The organism is Rhodococcus sp. C26F, from assembly GCF_053345925.1.
Genome location: NZ_JBKFBA010000016.1, coordinates 1 through 16,710 on the forward strand (window position 1 = coordinate 1; position 16,710 = coordinate 16,710).

A 16,710-nucleotide genomic window follows, 5' to 3' on the forward strand; every position below is an offset into this window, starting at 1 on the left:
TGGGTGTGGCGGAAGGTGATCGCGCGCAAGCGTGCTCGGGGCGACTTCCACACGTCGGTACTCGTTGTGGGTGGCGCGCGAGCGGTGCGGCATATGACCCGCACCTTCTCCCGCAAGGACGGCGAGGGCTACCGCGTCGTCGGTGTCTGTGTGCCCCGTTATTCGGGTGCCCCCGGTGATGTGATCGATGTCGACGGCCGGGAGATCACCATCTACGGCGACGAACACTCCGTCGTCGAAGCACTCAAGTTGTCGGGGGCGGACTCGGTGGTGGTCACCGCCACCGAAACCCTGGGCAGCGAGGGGTTGCACGATCTGGTCTGGCAGCTCGAGCCGCTCGACACCGACCTGGTGGTCGCCACCGGTGTGGTCGATGTGGCCGGTCCGCGGATCGAGATGCGCCCGGTCGCCGGTCTGCCGCTGATCCACGTGGAGAAGCCCAGCTACCACGGGGCCAAGCGCTCGGGGAAGCGGATCTTCGACCTGGCGTTCGCAAGCCTGGCATTGCTGGCGTTGGCTCCGGTGTTCGCGGTCGTCGCCCTGCTCATCAAGCTCGAGGATCGGGGTCCGATCTTCTACAAGGCCGAGCGTATCGGCATCGACGGCACGCCGTTCGGGATGATCAAGTTCCGCTCGATGGTGACCAATGCCGACAAGATGGTCGACACGTTGCTGGCGCAGAACGAGGGTGCCGGTCCGCTGTTCAAGATGAAGGACGATCCGCGGGTCACCCGTATCGGCAAGGTGATGCGTCGGTTCAGCATCGACGAGTTGCCGCAGTTCCTCAATGTCATTCGTGGCGAGATGAGCGTGGTGGGTCCGCGTCCGCCGTTGCGGCGTGAGGTCGAAGCCTACGACGGTCGGGTCAAGCGCCGGCTGTTGGTGCGCCCCGGAGTGACGGGACTCTGGCAGGTGTCGGGTCGGTCGGATCTGTCGTGGGACGAGTCGGTGCGGCTGGATCTGTCGTATGTGGAGAACTGGTCGATGGTGAGCGATGTGCTGATCATCGGCAAGACCGTCAAGGCCGTGCTCGCCAGCGACGGCGCCTACTGAGTTGGCGTCCCAGCGACAAAAGCTTTCGAGAACCTCAAGCACAGCGCGCTTTGACAGCGCTACTTCACTACTTAGCGGAAGAGTTTCGATGAACGAGCAAGGCCTAACCTTCTTAGGATTTTCCTCTCCCACGGGAGAGGTGGACCGTATGATCGTCCATCAATTTGATGCGGCGGCGGCGTCCCCAGGCGGTATCGATACGTGCATACGTGGACTGGCTTCTTACGCCAATGAAAGAACCATCGCTATCGCTGGCGTTGACACCGGCCGAGGGCCTGCAGGGCGGAAAATCGGGCAATGGGAAAAATACACAAACGGAAGCAATGAGGTCTTCTTTATCCCGGTTACAGCCCTCGATCCGGCGATCCTCGCTCCGCGGCGCGTCCCTCATTCCATCAAACTCTCGGCGGGATTGATCCGGTTTCGGGGACATATGCCTCAAGCCAAGGTCTGTCAGACCCATCGTGCCGATATTGCGAATGTCGTCCACCTTCTCTTCAGAGGCACGAAAGTCTACTTCATACACACGCAGCGTAACGGGATAGCTAGCGATCAGTCTGATTCGTTCTGGACTGCCGCCGCGGCTGCACACCGGCGCCTCGAAACCATCGCGATCAAGCGCGCGGCCCAGGTCATCGTGTTCAACGAGGAGTACGCGCATGAGGTTCGCGCGAAGAACGCGAATACAACCTTCTACCCGACATGGTTCGACCCCAAAATTATTCGCCCCCGGGCAGAGGACGCCGACGAGCATGGAATTGTATGGGTAGGGCGACTCGAGAACCCGAAAGATCCGATACTGGCGATCCGCGCCTTTGATGAACTAGCGCGAAAAGATTCTGGAAAGCCGTGGCGCTTGGTCGTTGTCGGTGGAGGCAGCCTTGCAGCGTCTGTGCAGGAAGAAGTCCGAAGACTCGCGCTGGATGTACGTGATCGGATTACAGTAGCCGGTCGCCTCGCTCCCTCGGATGTAGGAGTAGTGCTCGCCAACGCCTCCGTATTCTTGATGACATCGCATCCAGGATATGAGGGGTACCCCCGCGTACTTGTAGAGGCAATGGCGGCTGGATTGGTTCCCGTGGTTACGGAGGGAAGCGACACCGGCGGCTTAATCCGCCACGGAAAGACCGGCTTCGTTACGAACCGCGTACCCCGAGTAATCGCGGAGTGTCTTGCCTCTGTTGGCAGCGTCAACATCGAGCACGTCAAGGACGCTGTACGGGAGCACTCTGCTCCAGCAATCGTCTCGGCAATATTTGACACCACATCGAAATAAGGGGGAGCCGTGCGTGAGCTTGCAGTAGAAAAGACTACCCTCGGCGATGGAGTCGAGATTGCCGGAGTGCCCCTGTTTATTGGGAGCAGTGAGGACCTGCTCGACGAAATCGACAAGGTACTCCGCAATCCGGGGCCTTCTTTGCTCATGACTCTCAACGTTGATCAGGTCTTGGAACTCGAGAAAAATCCAACACTATTCGACGCGTTCAGAACTGCTGCCATTCGAACGATCGACGGCGTGCCGTTGCAGTGGCTTTCGCGCAAGGTGGCGGGTACAAGCGTGCACCGAAACACCGGTGCCGACCTACTAGAGATCGTTACCGACAAGGGCAGGGAGCGAGCTTGGCGAATTGCGATTGCCGGCGGAGCCCCAGGTGTGGCTGACGAAGCTGCGGAAAAGCTGAAGTTGAAATACGGCGGAGCCAGCGTAGAAGCGGTCGAGTTCCCCAAAATCGCGGGATCCGATGGCCACGCGACTCGGTCCGTCATAGCGTCCTTCGAACGCGGAAATTTTGACTTGGTCTTTTTGTGCCTCGGGTGCCCGAAGCAAGAGACCTGGTTTTTAGAAAATCGGCAGCATTTGCCCGCGGGGGTATACATCGGAGCAGGTGCCGCGGTGGATTTCTCCTCCGGCCGGAAGAAGCGCGCTCCGCAAGTTCTTCAGAATTTCGGGCTTGAATGGTTCTGGCGACTGGCTGCCGAGCCGAGTCGCTTATGGCGTCGATACTTGGTTAGAGGGCCAATGTTCGTCAAGGTTATTGCTCGATCCCTCTCGAAGAAAGGTCAGTAGGAATGAAATCGTTGGTGACCGGTATCGCGGGATTCGTGGGAAGCACTTTAGCTGAAGAACTGCTCAGCAAAGGGCACGAAGTAGTCGGAATCGATTGCTTCACCGACTATTACGACGTCAACACAAAACTGGCGAATATCAAGAACTTCGAGTCTGACGTCGAGATTGTCCGTTCCGATATCAATGAGGCTGATCTCGATGCACTCTTCGACGGAGTGGACACGGTCTATCATCAGGCCGGCCAGCCGGGTGTCCGGTCTTCTTGGGGTAGAGACTTCACTACCTACACGAAAATGAACGTCGACGCAACACAACGTCTTCTGGAAGCGGCGAAGAAGTCGTCGACTCTTAAGCGATTTGTATATGCTTCGTCTTCGTCGGTGTATGGCGACGCTGAATCATATCCGACACGCGAGACCGACCGACCTATGCCCGTAAGTCCTTACGGCGTTACTAAACTTGCGGCCGAGCACCTATGCACGCTGTATGCAAAGAACTTCGGAGTTCCTACGGTCTCACTTCGGTACTTCACCGTCTACGGACCGCGGCAACGACCCGACATGGCGTTTAACAAGTTCATTCGCGCCGCGTTGCAGGGATCCGAAATCGAGATCTATGGCGATGGACATCAAGTGCGGGATTTCACGTATATTAGTGACATTGTTGCGGCGAATGTAATGGCCGGTAACTCCAGTGCCGATCCCGGCACGGTGCTCAACGTATCCGGAGGAAGTAACGTATCGATTCGCGACGTCCTTCGAATTCTTGGCGAAATTACGGGACGCACGCTCAATGTTAATTATGGCCCTCCGACGCCGGGTGACGTCCGTCGGACCGGCGGTGAAAGCGAGGAAATCGCAAAGAAGCTGGGATGGCGCCCCTCTGTGCAAATCGAGAAGGGTCTGGAATTGGAGGTCGAATACTTCGCCGGTCTTCTCAATAAAGGAGGTCAAGCGTGAAGTACTCTGAATTTCGTGAAGTTCTGCGCGCGGACCTTCACGCTCACGGGGTCCAAAAGTGGAGGATCGACTACATATTCCGCCGCCCTGAGCTTTTCTATCAGCGACATCTTCGACTCGTCGAGTACCTTTCTTCCTCGCCCAGTTTTATTCTCAGACTGGTGAGGATACCCGTACGGTTCCGGCTTCAGCGCCTCTCGGTGAGAACTGGGCTGTCGATCCCGCCCGGTGTCTTCGACCGCGGGCTTTCGATCGCTCATTACGGCAGCATCGTCGTGAACTCCAAGGCAAGGGTGGGGAAGTACTGCCGTATCCATTCGGCTACAAACATTGGCGTCGCAAATGGCGAGTATCCCCAAATTGGCGATTACGTATATATCGGCCCAGGTGCCGTCATATACGGAGGCGTGAAAGTCGGCAATAATGTCGTAATCGGAGCGAATGCTGTGGTCTCTAAGGACGTTCCAGACAACGTTACCGTGGCCGGTGCACCCGCTCGCGTCATTTCTGAGCGGAGCTCGCGCGACATCATGCCGGAATGGTACGCAGCATTGGACCTCTATAACGAGGACGACCAAAATTGAGTACGCGGCGCGTTGGTTTTCTCATCCCTCGCCTGAAGGAGGGCGGCGCGGAGTACGTTGCGCGTGAGTGGGCAACATGGCTGTCTGAACATGGGGATATTGTGGACGTCATCTTGACGGATGCCGGGGCAGATGTAGAGGACGTCGGGAACGCGGGATTCACTGTGCAGCGACTGACGTCGAACGGCTGGTTTCGAAAGTCGCTCGAACTTCGGTCGCTCGCTAAACATCGCAAGTATGACGTCGTTGTGGGTCTAATGCCGTACTGGAACTTGATGGCATTGTCTCTGAAGGCGCTTCGTGGCGCGCAAAAACCCGTGGTCATCATATCGAACCGAAACTCCGAAACGACGTTGCGAAACGTGCTGTCGATAAAATACCGGGTGCTTACTTCCGCCTCGCGCGTATTTTATCGATTTGCCGATTCGGCGATTGCGATTTCTCATCCGATTGCTGCCGAGATGACGGCGCGGTACGCAGTTCCGCAGTCGAAGATCTGGGTCGTGCCCAATCCTGCCACGGCGAAGGTTTCTCGCTCATCCGAGCAATCTCGTGCGGATGGTGGCAAAGAACGGACCGACGCGGTCGTCAACATTGTGGTGCCGGCACGACTGGTCTCGCAGAAGCGGCCGATGCTGGCACTCGAGACGGCGCGAGCACTAGCGGGCTCCCTCCACGCGGAAGTCCATTACTTCGGCTCGGGACCACTAAGGGACGCAGTAGCACGTCGGGCTGAAGAACTCGGCGTAGCAGCCCATTTCCATGGCTGGGTCGATGCGTGGTATGCGGAGCTGCCGGAAAACGCCGTGGTTGTCCTCCCCTCGGTGGCGGAAGGACTTGCCAACGTGTTGATCGAGGCCGCTGCAGTAGGCGTGCCCTCGGTTGCGTCGTCACGAGCGCTCGGCGTTGCTGACGCGATCGTACCCGGCGTGACGGGCTGCTTGATTCCAGACGATTCGCCGTCGTCGTTTGCCAGGGGAGTCAAGGAAGCCTTGAAGTGCGAACCGTCGCTGGCTGCCGCGTGGCTTGAGCAATACTCGATAGAGCACAGTGGTTCTAGGCTTCTCGAAGTTCTCGACACGGCCATGGCCCATCGGACCTCTTACTTGCCATGACCCACGCCAAGCCGCGTACACCAAATCGACTTTTTCGGGCCGCCGTGAGGTTGCAGCGGTCGCAGGCGCCCGCCCTACTGGCAATGGTTCCTGGCTTTGTTCTGCCCTTTGCGATTTCTCTTGCTTCATCTCCGGATGAGGCGGATACGGTGTTGCTCGGTCTTGCAATCTCTGTCACGTTGATCAATGTCGTTGTAAATTCGGTCGAACTAAATGCAATTGGAGAGTATGGTCGCTACCTTTCGAGTCGGGGAATCGAACAGGCATCGGCTCGCGACCTGGCCAGCGCGCAACGTGACGCCTTGATTTACGCCGTGCGGATCGGCATCCCCATCGGTGTAGGACTGTCGATCGTTTATGTCTTGGGTCGGCCGGATCCAGGCCTATTTTTAATCTGCGCCGGAGCCGCGATTCTCGTAGCAATTGCTGGTGGTGCCTCGGCGTCTTGTTCGGCCTATCTAATTGCTACGGGTAAGAGCGCAACAGCGATTGCGACCCAGTCGTTCCGAAGTGTGTTCGCCCTTGTTAGTTTGGCCGGGGTCTCGACTTTGGGCGTATGGGTTATAGCTGTCGCGATGCCGATTGGTGAAATAGTCCGCTTCTTCGTACTCCGTCGGACTATCCGAAAATCGACGGCGGTACCAGAGCCTGGAAAGTCCTCAAATTTCCGTTTGAATATGCGAGGCATGGGTTGGCAATCTGCTTCTACAGCGGCATCTCAGATATCTCCAGTTGTTGACCGTGCGTTTCTCGGCAACGCGGACAGTGGATCAATTGCGGCGTATGAAATGGCCGATAAAATACTTTTCGCAGTAATTCAGTTTCTGAATCTTTCCTTCTTGGTGCGAATGGTCGGCAATTGGTCCAGGCTGTGGTCGCTCGATTTCCAGCAGGCGCAGCGTCTGGTCCGGTCAGATATTCGCCGTCTCATCATACGGTCGATGCTTTCCGCTGCGGCGGCTGCGGCATTTATCGCCGCCGCTCTCTACTCGAATATGATTCCGGATGCCTGGCATGAAGGGCTACTGTGGGGTCTCGCCTTGCTAGCCTCTGTACCCTTCGGTTTAATCACTTCGTCGTATGCGCGACTTCTGATCATAATCGAAAAACAGAACCTGCTCTTGCGATTCTCAATTTTCACTATCTTGGTGAATGTAATTGCTGATTTGGTTCTCTATACCTTCTTTGGCGCGATTGGAATCGTACTCGCGAGTGGTTTGATGCGGGTCTTTAGCTCGACGGCATACTCGGCGTACTTCCGATTCTTTGGTTGGACGGAACTGCGCAATAAGCTGGAAAGTGGTGAGAGTATTGCGCGCTAATTTTGCCCTGTCCTCATGTTCGCAGACGAACTGATCCTCGCTGTTTGTTGGAGTGAAAGGAAGTAGGGAATATGTCCCTTCGGATGGCTGTATTCGGAACCGGCTACTTGGGTGCGACCCATGCAGCTTGCATGGCGGAACTCGGACACGAGGTCCTTGGTGTCGACGTTGATGCGTCGAAAGTTGCCAAGCTGTCTTCGGGAGAAGTCCCGTTCTATGAACCTGGACTTGAGGAGCTTCTTCAGCGGAACATCTCGTCCGGGCGGCTACGTTTCACCTCGTCCTATGCGGAAGCGGCCGAGTTCGCCGATGTGCATTTTCTCGGCGTCGGTACTCCTCAGAAGAAGGGTGAGTTTGCGGCGGACCTGACCTATGTGGACTCGGTCGTAGCTGAGCTGGCCCCCTTGCTTACTAAGCCGACCGTAATCTTTGGAAAATCGACCGTTCCTGTGGGCACTGCTGCGCGGTTGGGTGCTATGGCACGTGAACTTTCACCAGCCGGCGACGATGTTGAGGTTGCCTGGAACCCAGAGTTCCTCCGTGAGGGCTATGCGGTGCAGGATACGCTGCGCCCCGACCGTTTGGTCCTGGGCGTCGACGAGACGTATTCCCGTCGAGCAAGGGAAGTCGCGGAGGAAGTCTACGCTGATCTTCTTGAAGTCGGCATCCCGTTCTTAGTTACGGATCTTGCCACGGCGGAACTAGTGAAGGTTTCCGCAAATGCGTTTCTTGCGACAAAGATTTCGTTTATCAACGCAATTGCTGAAGTCTGCGAGGCCGCAGGTGCCGATGTAAGCGTCCTTGCAGATGCCATCGGTCACGACGAGCGCATCGGTCGAAAGTTCCTTAATGCCGGTATCGGCTTCGGCGGCGGCTGTCTGCCGAAGGACATCCGTGCGTTCATGGCTCGTGCGGGCGAACTTGGTGCGGACCAGGCGCTCACATTCTTGCGTGAGGTTGATGCAATCAACATGCGGCGTAGAACCAGCATGGTAGAGCTGGCGAAGGACACCTGCGGGGGCAGTCTTCTTGGGAGGCGGATTGCAGTTCTGGGGGCGGCATTTAAGCCGAACTCCGATGATGTTCGGGACTCCCCCGCCTTGAACATTGCGGGACAGATTCAGCTTCAGGGTGCCGCCGTGAATGTCTATGATCCGAAAGCCATGGAAAATTCGCGTCGGTTGTTCCCCACGCTCGGATACGCAACGTCGGTGCGCGATGCGTGCGAGGGCGCAGACGTAGTGATGGTACTGACAGAATGGAAAGAATTCCGTGACCTGGCTCCGAACGACATCGCCACAATCGTTCGCGAAAAGCACATTATCGATGGGCGGAACTGTATGGATTCTCGTGTGTGGCGATCCGCTGGTTGGACTTATCAAGGTGTAGGCCGGAAGTAGCGTTGTAGAGCAATAGAGCATGTCTCGCCAGATGGCTTGTCGTCGCATTGCGCGACTGGCCGTTTGTGCAGACGATCTCTGCCTATAGTCTGGCTGAACCACCAATACTACGATTCACTGAGAGTATCAGGAGTTGGCGTCGATGGAACTTGCACGTATCCGAAATCGAATTAGGGCTTCCCTCAAAGGGACCATTGTTGCAGCTCGCGCAGAGGGAGTGACAATCGGTGAGGGATGCCGGATTAATAGTCGCTTTCTCACACGCGAGCCGTGGTTGATCACAATCGGCGATCGCGTCACGATCAGTACCGAAGTTGAACTAGTTACGCATGACGGGTCGGGCTGGCTTTTCAACGACGAACAAGGTCGCAGGTATCGATACGCACGTATCGAAATCGGATCTGATGTCTTTATCGGTACGCGGTCCGTGATCCTCCCAGGCGTGCGTATCGGGAGCCACTCAATCGTTGGAGCAGGCTCAGTGGTTACGAAGTCCGTGCCTGATGGTGTGGTGGTCGCGGGTAATCCCGCGCGGATCGTCGGCACGTGGGACGAGTACCAAGATAGGCTCCGCGAGTGGAAGTCGCAGGAGGACATGGTGGGATCGACTTACCGAGAGCGCATTGACTCAGTTCTGGAGTCCGGCTTCAGGCCGTTGATGAACTCTTAAGTTCTAACATGCGCCCCATAGCTGGTCACGTGGCCAGCTCTGAGGCGAGAATTCACTGGTATGCCGGCATCGACGTCGGTTTGAGGGCGATGAAGGGCGGGCGGTCAAGTGCGGATGGGCAGCAGAGGGACGTTCGGGCGTGAAAAGATCACCCTCGCAGTCGTGGTAATCGCATGCTTACTCGTAGTGATTGGATTAGCGGTTGACCATGCGCGGACCGAGCCGCCTGTCACCCACTCAGACGGATCTGACGATGCTGGCACCAATCTGTACCTTGGCCCCGACATCGACAAGTATGACGTCCCTCGCGGTAGTCGAGTTCTGTTCTTCGGAGACTCGTACACGGAAGGCTGGGGCGCTGAGGACCTTGCTGATGGTTACGCGTACCAGATGAGCGGTCTGATGGGCTGGGACGTCACCGTGCGCGGAGTCGGGGGGACAGGCTACCTGGATGAAGGAAGTAAGAACGAGGGAAAATATGTTACTCGTATCGAACGACTGGACGCCGTGGGGCCGTATTCTCTGATTGTCCTGCAAGGCGGTTCAAACGATCAGGCCGCCCTGCCGCGATCGGAGAGTGGTGTTATCGATACCACTCCTTTGTCGATATCGGTCGAACAAGCGTTCAACGCCATGCAGGCGAAATATCCAAATACACCCATAATTATGCTTGGCCCGGTCTCCACCGGCGAGAAGGTTAACCCCGACAAACAAGCGGTCGACACGACCCTAAGTTCGTTCGCTTATACGCGAGGCATTCACTACATCAGTCCTATTGCGGGGCGATGGTTTTTGAGTAGCGAGCGCGAGGAATTGATAGACGAAAAAACCGGCCATCCGAATGGGCTTGGATACGCGAAAATGGCTCGAATGCTGAAGCGGCAGTTGAACGCGTACTTGATTGAGCCGATTGATTAGCGTGAGAATTGACTGAGTGGGATAAGCGCCAGGCGCAGTTCAACTATTCGGTTCAACATCGTTCAATGTGAACGTTGTGCGGATAATTCGATCTGGCATCCCGTGCAATTTTACCCGATCAGTGCCGACCAAAGGTTGATATGACAGTTCGAAGCGATTTTATTGCTGTAGCTATCGGGGTCGTGGCTGCATTATTGGCAGGGTTCGCTACTGCTGCTCCGTCTTATCTCGCCGTATTCGGGCTGTTGATTTTGTTGATCTTGATCGCCCTGTTGCCCCAACGAATTCTTCCGTCGTTGGCGCTGATCGTTTTTGCATTGGTGCCCGTAGCTTATATGGGCTATGTGCCATTCATGGTCGGTAGATACATTACACCAAGTCTGGTAATCATCTTGATTTGGTTACTCCGGGTTCCGCGGGGAATTTCGACGCGTCAATTCGTCGGAGTGTGGAAGTTTATATCTGCGCTCCTGGTAGCATGGCTACTTTACTCATCGTATTCAGGTATCGACAGTGCGCGGTCGTATGCATGGAGTTTTGTTTTTTGCGTGCTGTTCATAGGTGTCGGTTTAGTGGCTTCTCGTGTGGATGTGGAAACCGTGAAGTTGCTTATCCGGACGTGGTTGTGGCTAGCTGTTGGGTTGGGATCTCTGGCTATAGTCGAGGGTCTGGCTGGATTCTCCATTTTCCGCGGCATTTACGCATCTGGTGGTGGGTTCGAAGATAGGTGGAGTGTCAATCGGATTACCACGCTGCTCGGCCATCCTCTAATGAACGGCACCTTCTTCGCAACTGCCGGCTCCTTTGCGCTTTTGATGGCGCTCCGGCGTCGGGATCGCCTTGCATGGGCCGCGGCGGCATTCTCGGCACTTGCCGTTTTGTTCAGCGTATCCCGCAGTGCGACTATTGCGCTAATTGTGGGCGTCGCTGTTGGTGTTCTACTCGTTCTGTTTACCAAAACCCGCCGACGAGGTGTTAAGGTCTCGGCGATATCCGCAGTGGTGGTCGGCACAGTAGGTCTAGTGAGTTCGCCACTTCTTCGTGAACGTTCTGCATCGGAGGAGGGGTCGTCCTCGGCGGAATATCGAGCCGATGTAACCACGATTGCTTTGGAGATCTCGGAAAAGGATGGTTACATGGGTTCGGGGCCCGGTACGTCCAATCTTCGCGTTGTAGCAGAGGGTTATTACCTCCCGATCGAAAATTCTTTTCTGGGGTTACTAACAAGTCTTGGCATTCCCGGCCTGCTTCTGGTAATCGGCTTATTGGCGTGTGCTCTGTTAGTTGCCGTCCGAAGGCGTCGATTCGAGGTTGCGGCAGGGTGGATGGCCTATGTGGTCGCGGTCGCTGCATGGCCGGTGTGGGAAAACAATCCAGGTAGCTTTCTTATCGGTTCGATCTTGATAATTCTTTCGTTTGCCCCATCCTTGGCGGATGAAATTATCGGCCCAAAGCGCGAAGCTAGCAATTTGATAAATAGGTGATTCATTGCATACGTGGAGTTGCTTAGCTGATAGACCGGCCACGATCTCGGACTCCGCCCGTGCATCGGAGATTCGCTCCTGCGAACTTGACGTGTGTAACAATCGTCGTGTCCATGCGCTCACGGCCTTCATGCCAGCTGTTGATCGGGCGAGTTTGTCGTAGCGACTGGCCAGGCCACGCCCGTGACTGAGTGGGCAGAACCGGCGTTCGACCACCTTGTGACCGCGGTAGTCGACCGGGTCGAACGCCGGGGCCTGCTTGGTCGGATGGTTCGGCGATGACGCACCGATACCGCGTCTGCTCGGTAATTCCCGACTGGCTTGGGAAGAATACATCTCGTCACCGTGAACTCGATCGGGGCGGGTTCGTGGCCGTCCGCCACTGGATCGGAAAACTGTCAATTAGTCCAGTAGGTGCGGAAACGTCGGTGAGTTACCGGACTGACCTGGTAAAACGAGGACGACCAGTGGTAGTCCGTGACTGTCTACGAGTTGGTGAATTTTCGTCGACAGGCCGCGACGGGAACGGCCGCTCGCATGGACGGTCGGGTCGCCGGCGGTTTCGTGTAATTCGACCGATCCCCCTGTGGGACGAGCGGTATTGGTGGCTTGCTGGTAGGCGCGAGTAATGGTTGAGTCCACCGACACCGCCCAGTTGATTATCGCGTCCGCGTCCGTCAGTAATCGCTGCAGGACCCGGTCCCACGTGCCGTTACCAGCCAATCGTCGATGCTACGTCCAAATCGTCTGCCACGGACCGAGCACCTCCGGCACGTCCCGCCATGCGATCCCGCACCGGTAGCGATAGACGATGCCCTCGGCCATCGACCATGCATTGGATAACGGTCGACCACGCCGCCCCGTCCGAGCTGGCAGCAAATCCGCAATCACTCCCACTGCCTATCCGACAACACCTGAAACGCGTCACCAGAACACGCTCGCTCGCAACGGTTCACATGTAGGTGAGGCGCACACCGATTGAGCGGCCGTCAGACCCGTCAGTATTGTGTCCCGGAGCCATTGCCTGCTTGCTGACGTCGTTGATTGAGATGCCAGATCCATGGTCCACCGACGAGTGCCATTCCGATTGCAACCAGACCGAAGTAGCCGATCGCCCGAGTTAGGACATTACCGGCAGGTAGATCGATGCTCGGCTTCGTGACCTGCATGTTCGCTCCTCCGGTCGGGTGGATTGGGGTACTAATCAGGTAGCGTCCCGGCGGTGACATACGTGCGGAAGGTGCGGACCGTGTCGGGAGCGGTCGCGGTGCAGGTCGCCCGCAAAAGCCGTGGCAGAGTCGAGATCATCGAACACCTCGGGTCAGCGCACACCGATGCCGAACTCGGTGTGCTGCTCGCCCGGGCTCGTCGCATCGTCGACGGCGAGCAGGGCGTACTCGACCTCGAGGTCTCCACCCGCATCGCCCGGGTCGACGAGGTCACCGACTGGCGCCCCGAACCCGAGCGGACTGCCGCCGCAACGGTGGCGCCGGCCGGACGCACCCTGGGCACGAGTTCGCGGTTGCTCTACGAGGTGCTCGGCGCCGTCTACGACCGACTCGGATTCGACGAGGTGGGCGACGCCGTGTTCCGAGATCTGGTCATCGCCCGGATCGTCGAGCCCACCTCGAAAGCCGACTCCGCACGAGTCCTCGACGATCTCGGTGCAGAGACCGTCTCGTACAAAACAATCCAACGACATCTCGCCGCGGTGGTCACTCGCGACTATCGCAACATCGTCGCCACGCGATGCTTCGCCCGTGCCGCCACCAGCGGGGACTTGTCCCTGATTTTGTACGACGTGACGACCCTGTACTTCGAAGCCGAGAAGGAAGATGACCTGCGCAAGGTCGGGTACTCGAAGGAGCGTCGCGTCGATCCTCAGATCGTGGTCGGCCTGCTCGTCGATCGCACCGGATTCCCTTTGGAAATCGGATGTTTCGAAGGCAACACCGCGAGACCACCACCATCGTGCCGATCGTGCGCCGATTCCGGCAGCGGCACGGCCTGGACGACACCGAGATGGTCGTTGCTGCTGATGCGGGCATGCTGTCCGCATCGAACCTGACCGATCTCGACGACGCCGGCGTGAAGTTCATCGTCGGCTCCCGTGTCACCAAAGCACCCGGCGATCTCGCCTCGCATTTTCACTGGCACGGCGACCTGTTCACCGACGGCCAGATCATCGACACCATCACCCCACGTCACGGGCGCAGCACCGTCAACAACGTGCGCACCAGGGCCGAGCCCGTGTGGGACCCGGCGACGCATCCGAACGGATGGCGAGCAGTCTGGCAGTACTCACGCAAACGTGCGGTGCGCGATGCGCAGACCCTCAACCTGCAGGAAGCTCGTGCCCGCGCTGTCATCGACGGCACCAAACCCGCGAAAGCGACCCGCTTCGTCACCGTCACCACGAAGGGCCGGCGCCTGGACACTGCGAGTATCGAACGGGCCCGCTCCCTCACCGGTTTGAAGGGGTATGTTTCGAATCTTCCTGTCACTGTGATGGATTCACGTGACATTATCGCGAAATATCATGATCTGTGGCATGTGGAGCAGTCGTTTCGGATGTCGAAGACGGATCTGCGGGCTCGACCGATGTTCCATCGCACCCGCGATGCGATCGAGGCGCACCTGACCATCGTGTTCGCCGCGCTGGCCGTCGCCCGTGAGATTCAGGACCACACCGGGCTGGCGATCGGCAATGTCGTCAAGCAGCTACGACCGTTGCGGACCTCCACGATCGTCATCAACGGGACCACCGAGTCGATCCCGCCGCAGATCCCAGCCGCTCAGCAGAAAATCCTCGCGGATCTCGACGTCGCGGGGTACTAAAAATGTCCTAGGTCGGTCCAGACCGAAGTAGCCGATCGCACGCCAGTTCACGATGAGGGTCGGAACCGCCATCACGATCCACACAGCACCGAGGACGGCGATCGCAATGATGACGTCGACCTGCGGTGTTCGTATCGACGGCCATACGAAACCCAGCAGAGTCTGAAGAGCACGGCATACAAGCAACAGCACTCCATCCGAAAGAACTCCCATCGCGACGACGGCTACTGCAATTCCGGCGCTGCTCAAGTCCGCACCTTCCTGGCTTTGCTGGGTTCGACCCTACAGCGACGCACTCGGGGTTCGAAGTCAGGCCAAGCGTCGGGAGAACTTTGGAATGCAGGAACAGTTAATCCGGGTCCATCCAGGCAGATCGCCGCGTTTGACAGGGACGCTCTAGGTTCTAAGGCCTAGCGGCACGTAGGTACGTTTTCCGAGACTATTGGCGTGTCGATAAGCGGCTGAATAGGAACGCGCGGGGCACCTGCGACACCCGGTTCCTCAAGTTCGAAGACTATTTCAATTGTCTTTCCCTGAGCGATCGGAGTTTGCACATTGAATAGGGGGTGGCCCCGCTCCTCGTTTGTGTAGCTAAAAGTAGCTTTGCCGTCAATCGTTACTTTCTTGAGGGTTGATCCCTGAGTGGCGAGCAAGCCTACATCGGTGAGGTTTGTGCCAGGCGGCGCACCAACAGGATTATCGAACATGCCGGCTACATAGTTTGTGTAATCCCCGGGAGGTAGGTCATTTGTCAACCGGACCGTGACTTTCGAGGTACGAGTGTCTCCCTCGCACGACCCTGCGGTGTACTCGATCTCCCGCTGCAGGTAGTAGTCGAGCTTGTTTCCGCCGAGATTATTGATCACCACTCCGGCATAGGGAGCGGGGTCATCCGGCACGATATGGCCGAGTGGAGTCGTTTCCAGCACCGTCTGCTCGCCCGGGACAGAGCTCCAAACGGCGAGTCGGCCTTCACCCGCTGCGCGCCCCAACGCTTCCAGGAGGGCCCGGGGACGCGAAATGCTCCCGGTGAGCTTCTGCACGACAGTTTTTGCAACGGTTTCGAGGTAGCGCTTGCGAGCTGCCTGGTCGTCGCCAAAGCGCGAATACGCCGTGGACTCGGTCAGTTCCACTACATTGTCGGCAGTGACCTTCTCGCCGCCGGGCAGAGTGACGTCCCCGATTACGTCGAGGACATAGCTCAGGGCCACCGGGTCGGTCGCAATTGCGCCATCAACCCGTTCACCAGTCTCCTGCTGCCACATCGACTGCCAAATCTGGCCCGCGTAAGGGAAATGGGGACTCACATTGCTGTTGCGGAAGTCCTGGGCGGGGCGGCTGTGCCCGTATGCTCGCTGGAAATCGGGGCCGAGGTCGATCGGGTCGTAGTCGAACCGGAATTCCCGGTTGCTCGTGACGTCGTCGACGGAGACCGCTCCGTCATTTGCTCGGATCACAGTGAAGCCGCCGAGCAGTCCGCCTGTGCCACGTGCCTCTGCGTTCGTCTGGAAACCGACGAAATAACTGCGCGGACCATCTGCTCCGAGCATCGCCGGCGCGATCTGGGCTGCGAGCGAGGTGTTGTTCAGCAGGCCGGACAACTCGGACACCTGCTCCTGCAGATCGACCCGCGCGTCGTCGATCAGCCCGAGCCACGTGCTGTCGACATTCTGGGCCTGCTCGTCGAGGCCGCTGATCGCCGCAGAGGTCGTCTCGAGGACGGGCGCGGCGTCGCGGAGGGCCGCAAGATTGATTCGTGCACCGTCCAAAATCAACTGATCGGGAGACACGGCACTACCTGCGTCGACCGCGGGGAGGAGAACCTGCTCTGTGAGACCGCTCACAATGGTGGTCATCTGGCGAGTGGAATCGAACGGGCTCCCCAAGAATGGAACGGCGCCGGCAACACGCCACGGCACCGAGTCGACCGAACTCTGGGCGTCCTGGGCGTAACGATCGGCGTCGCCTGCGACGACGCGGGCCTTGTCGGTATCACCTGCGAGCAGTGCATCTTTCGCCTGCGTCGCGAAGTTCTGCGCCTTCTCCAGATTCGACTTCGCCTGCAGGCCTTCGTAACCCAGCCAGCCGATGAATCCGACGACGACGAGTGCGCCTACGCCGCAGCCGATCTGCACCCGCCGGCGCTTCCTGCGCTGAGCTGCAATCTCGTCGTCGGACAGGCGCCTGCGCACCTTACGTCGACGCGGTTCGGGCGAAACTGACTCACCGGTAACATCGTTCACGCCGCTTGTGCCCCCTTCGTGGTTTCCGCTCGAGACGATAACCCGATTTCGATCTG

Annotated in this window: 14 protein-coding genes and 1 pseudogene; 12 read left to right on the plus strand and 3 right to left on the minus strand. The window is 57.9% G+C overall.

All coding sequences use genetic code 11. From position 1 onward, the window contains the following. The 11 genes from ACLBYD_RS17175 to ACLBYD_RS17225 form a co-directional block, all read left to right on the plus strand. Positions 1–1,053 (plus strand): sugar transferase (locus ACLBYD_RS17175; RefSeq protein ID WP_447817367.1); only part of this gene is annotated, 1,053 nt, incomplete at its 5' end. 148 nt (positions 1,054–1,201) lie between these two features. Beyond that, the gene (locus ACLBYD_RS17180; RefSeq protein WP_447817368.1) at positions 1,202–2,329 is read left to right on the plus strand and encodes a glycosyltransferase; all 1,128 of its coding nucleotides are present in this window, start codon (positions 1,202–1,204) and stop codon (positions 2,327–2,329) included. A gap of 9 nt (positions 2,330–2,338) precedes the next feature. Continuing rightward, a complete protein-coding gene (locus ACLBYD_RS17185; protein ID WP_447817369.1) occupies positions 2,339–3,121 on the plus strand; it encodes a WecB/TagA/CpsF family glycosyltransferase in 783 nt (260 codons plus the stop codon). Positions 3,122–3,123: 2 nt separating this feature from the next. Beyond that, entirely contained in the window at positions 3,124–4,080 is a 957-nt protein-coding gene (locus ACLBYD_RS17190; RefSeq protein WP_447817370.1) for an NAD-dependent epimerase/dehydratase family protein, read from the plus strand. Further along, positions 4,077–4,664: a serine O-acetyltransferase gene (locus tag ACLBYD_RS17195; protein WP_447817371.1), complete on the plus strand. Its 588-nt coding sequence runs from the start codon at positions 4,077–4,079 to the stop codon at positions 4,662–4,664. The genes ACLBYD_RS17190 and ACLBYD_RS17195 overlap by 4 nt, the downstream gene beginning before the upstream one ends. Further along, a complete protein-coding gene (locus tag ACLBYD_RS17200; protein WP_447817372.1) occupies positions 4,661–5,779 on the plus strand; it encodes a glycosyltransferase in 1,119 nt (372 codons plus the stop codon). The genes ACLBYD_RS17195 and ACLBYD_RS17200 overlap by 4 nt, the downstream gene beginning before the upstream one ends. Beyond that, positions 5,776–7,101, plus strand: a complete 1,326-nt coding sequence (locus ACLBYD_RS17205; protein WP_447817373.1) for a hypothetical protein — start codon at positions 5,776–5,778, stop codon at positions 7,099–7,101. The genes ACLBYD_RS17200 and ACLBYD_RS17205 overlap by 4 nt, the downstream gene beginning before the upstream one ends. Before the next feature lie 71 nt (positions 7,102–7,172). After that, the gene (locus ACLBYD_RS17210) at positions 7,173–8,501 is read left to right on the plus strand and encodes a UDP-glucose dehydrogenase family protein (protein ID WP_447817374.1); all 1,329 of its coding nucleotides are present in this window, start codon (positions 7,173–7,175) and stop codon (positions 8,499–8,501) included. Positions 8,502–8,643: 142 nt separating this feature from the next. Then, entirely contained in the window at positions 8,644–9,171 is a 528-nt protein-coding gene (locus ACLBYD_RS17215) for an acyltransferase (protein ID WP_447817375.1), read from the plus strand. A gap of 162 nt (positions 9,172–9,333) precedes the next feature. Further along, positions 9,334–10,089 (plus strand): SGNH/GDSL hydrolase family protein, encoded by a 756-nt coding sequence (locus ACLBYD_RS17220; protein ID WP_447817376.1) that lies wholly within the window; start codon positions 9,334–9,336, stop codon positions 10,087–10,089. Positions 10,090–10,229: 140 nt separating this feature from the next. Further along, positions 10,230–11,573 carry an O-antigen ligase family protein gene (locus tag ACLBYD_RS17225; RefSeq protein ID WP_447817377.1) on the plus strand — a complete coding sequence of 448 codons (1,344 nt, stop codon included), beginning with the start codon at positions 10,230–10,232 and terminating at the stop codon, positions 11,571–11,573. Between the two features lie 732 nt (positions 11,574–12,305). Here the strand turns inward: ACLBYD_RS17225 and ACLBYD_RS17230 are convergent. Beyond that, positions 12,306–12,470 (minus strand): transposase, encoded by a 165-nt coding sequence (locus tag ACLBYD_RS17230; protein ID WP_447817378.1) that lies wholly within the window; start codon positions 12,468–12,470, stop codon positions 12,306–12,308. Positions 12,471–12,571: 101 nt separating this feature from the next. Beyond that, complete coding sequence (locus tag ACLBYD_RS17235; RefSeq protein ID WP_447817379.1) at positions 12,572–12,742, minus strand: hypothetical protein; 171 nt, start codon at positions 12,740–12,742, stop codon at positions 12,572–12,574. A 179-nt stretch (positions 12,743–12,921) separates the two neighbouring features. Here ACLBYD_RS17235 and ACLBYD_RS17240 point away from each other — a divergent pair. Then, positions 12,922–14,411, plus strand: a pseudogene (locus ACLBYD_RS17240) (IS1634 family transposase). 410 nt (positions 14,412–14,821) lie between these two features. On the opposite strand, the gene ACLBYD_RS17245 reads toward ACLBYD_RS17240, so the two are convergent. Then, positions 14,822–16,654, minus strand: coding sequence for a DUF4012 domain-containing protein (locus ACLBYD_RS17245; RefSeq protein WP_447817380.1), 1,833 nt, complete (start codon positions 16,652–16,654; stop codon positions 14,822–14,824). Between the last annotated feature and the right edge of the window lie 56 nt (positions 16,655–16,710).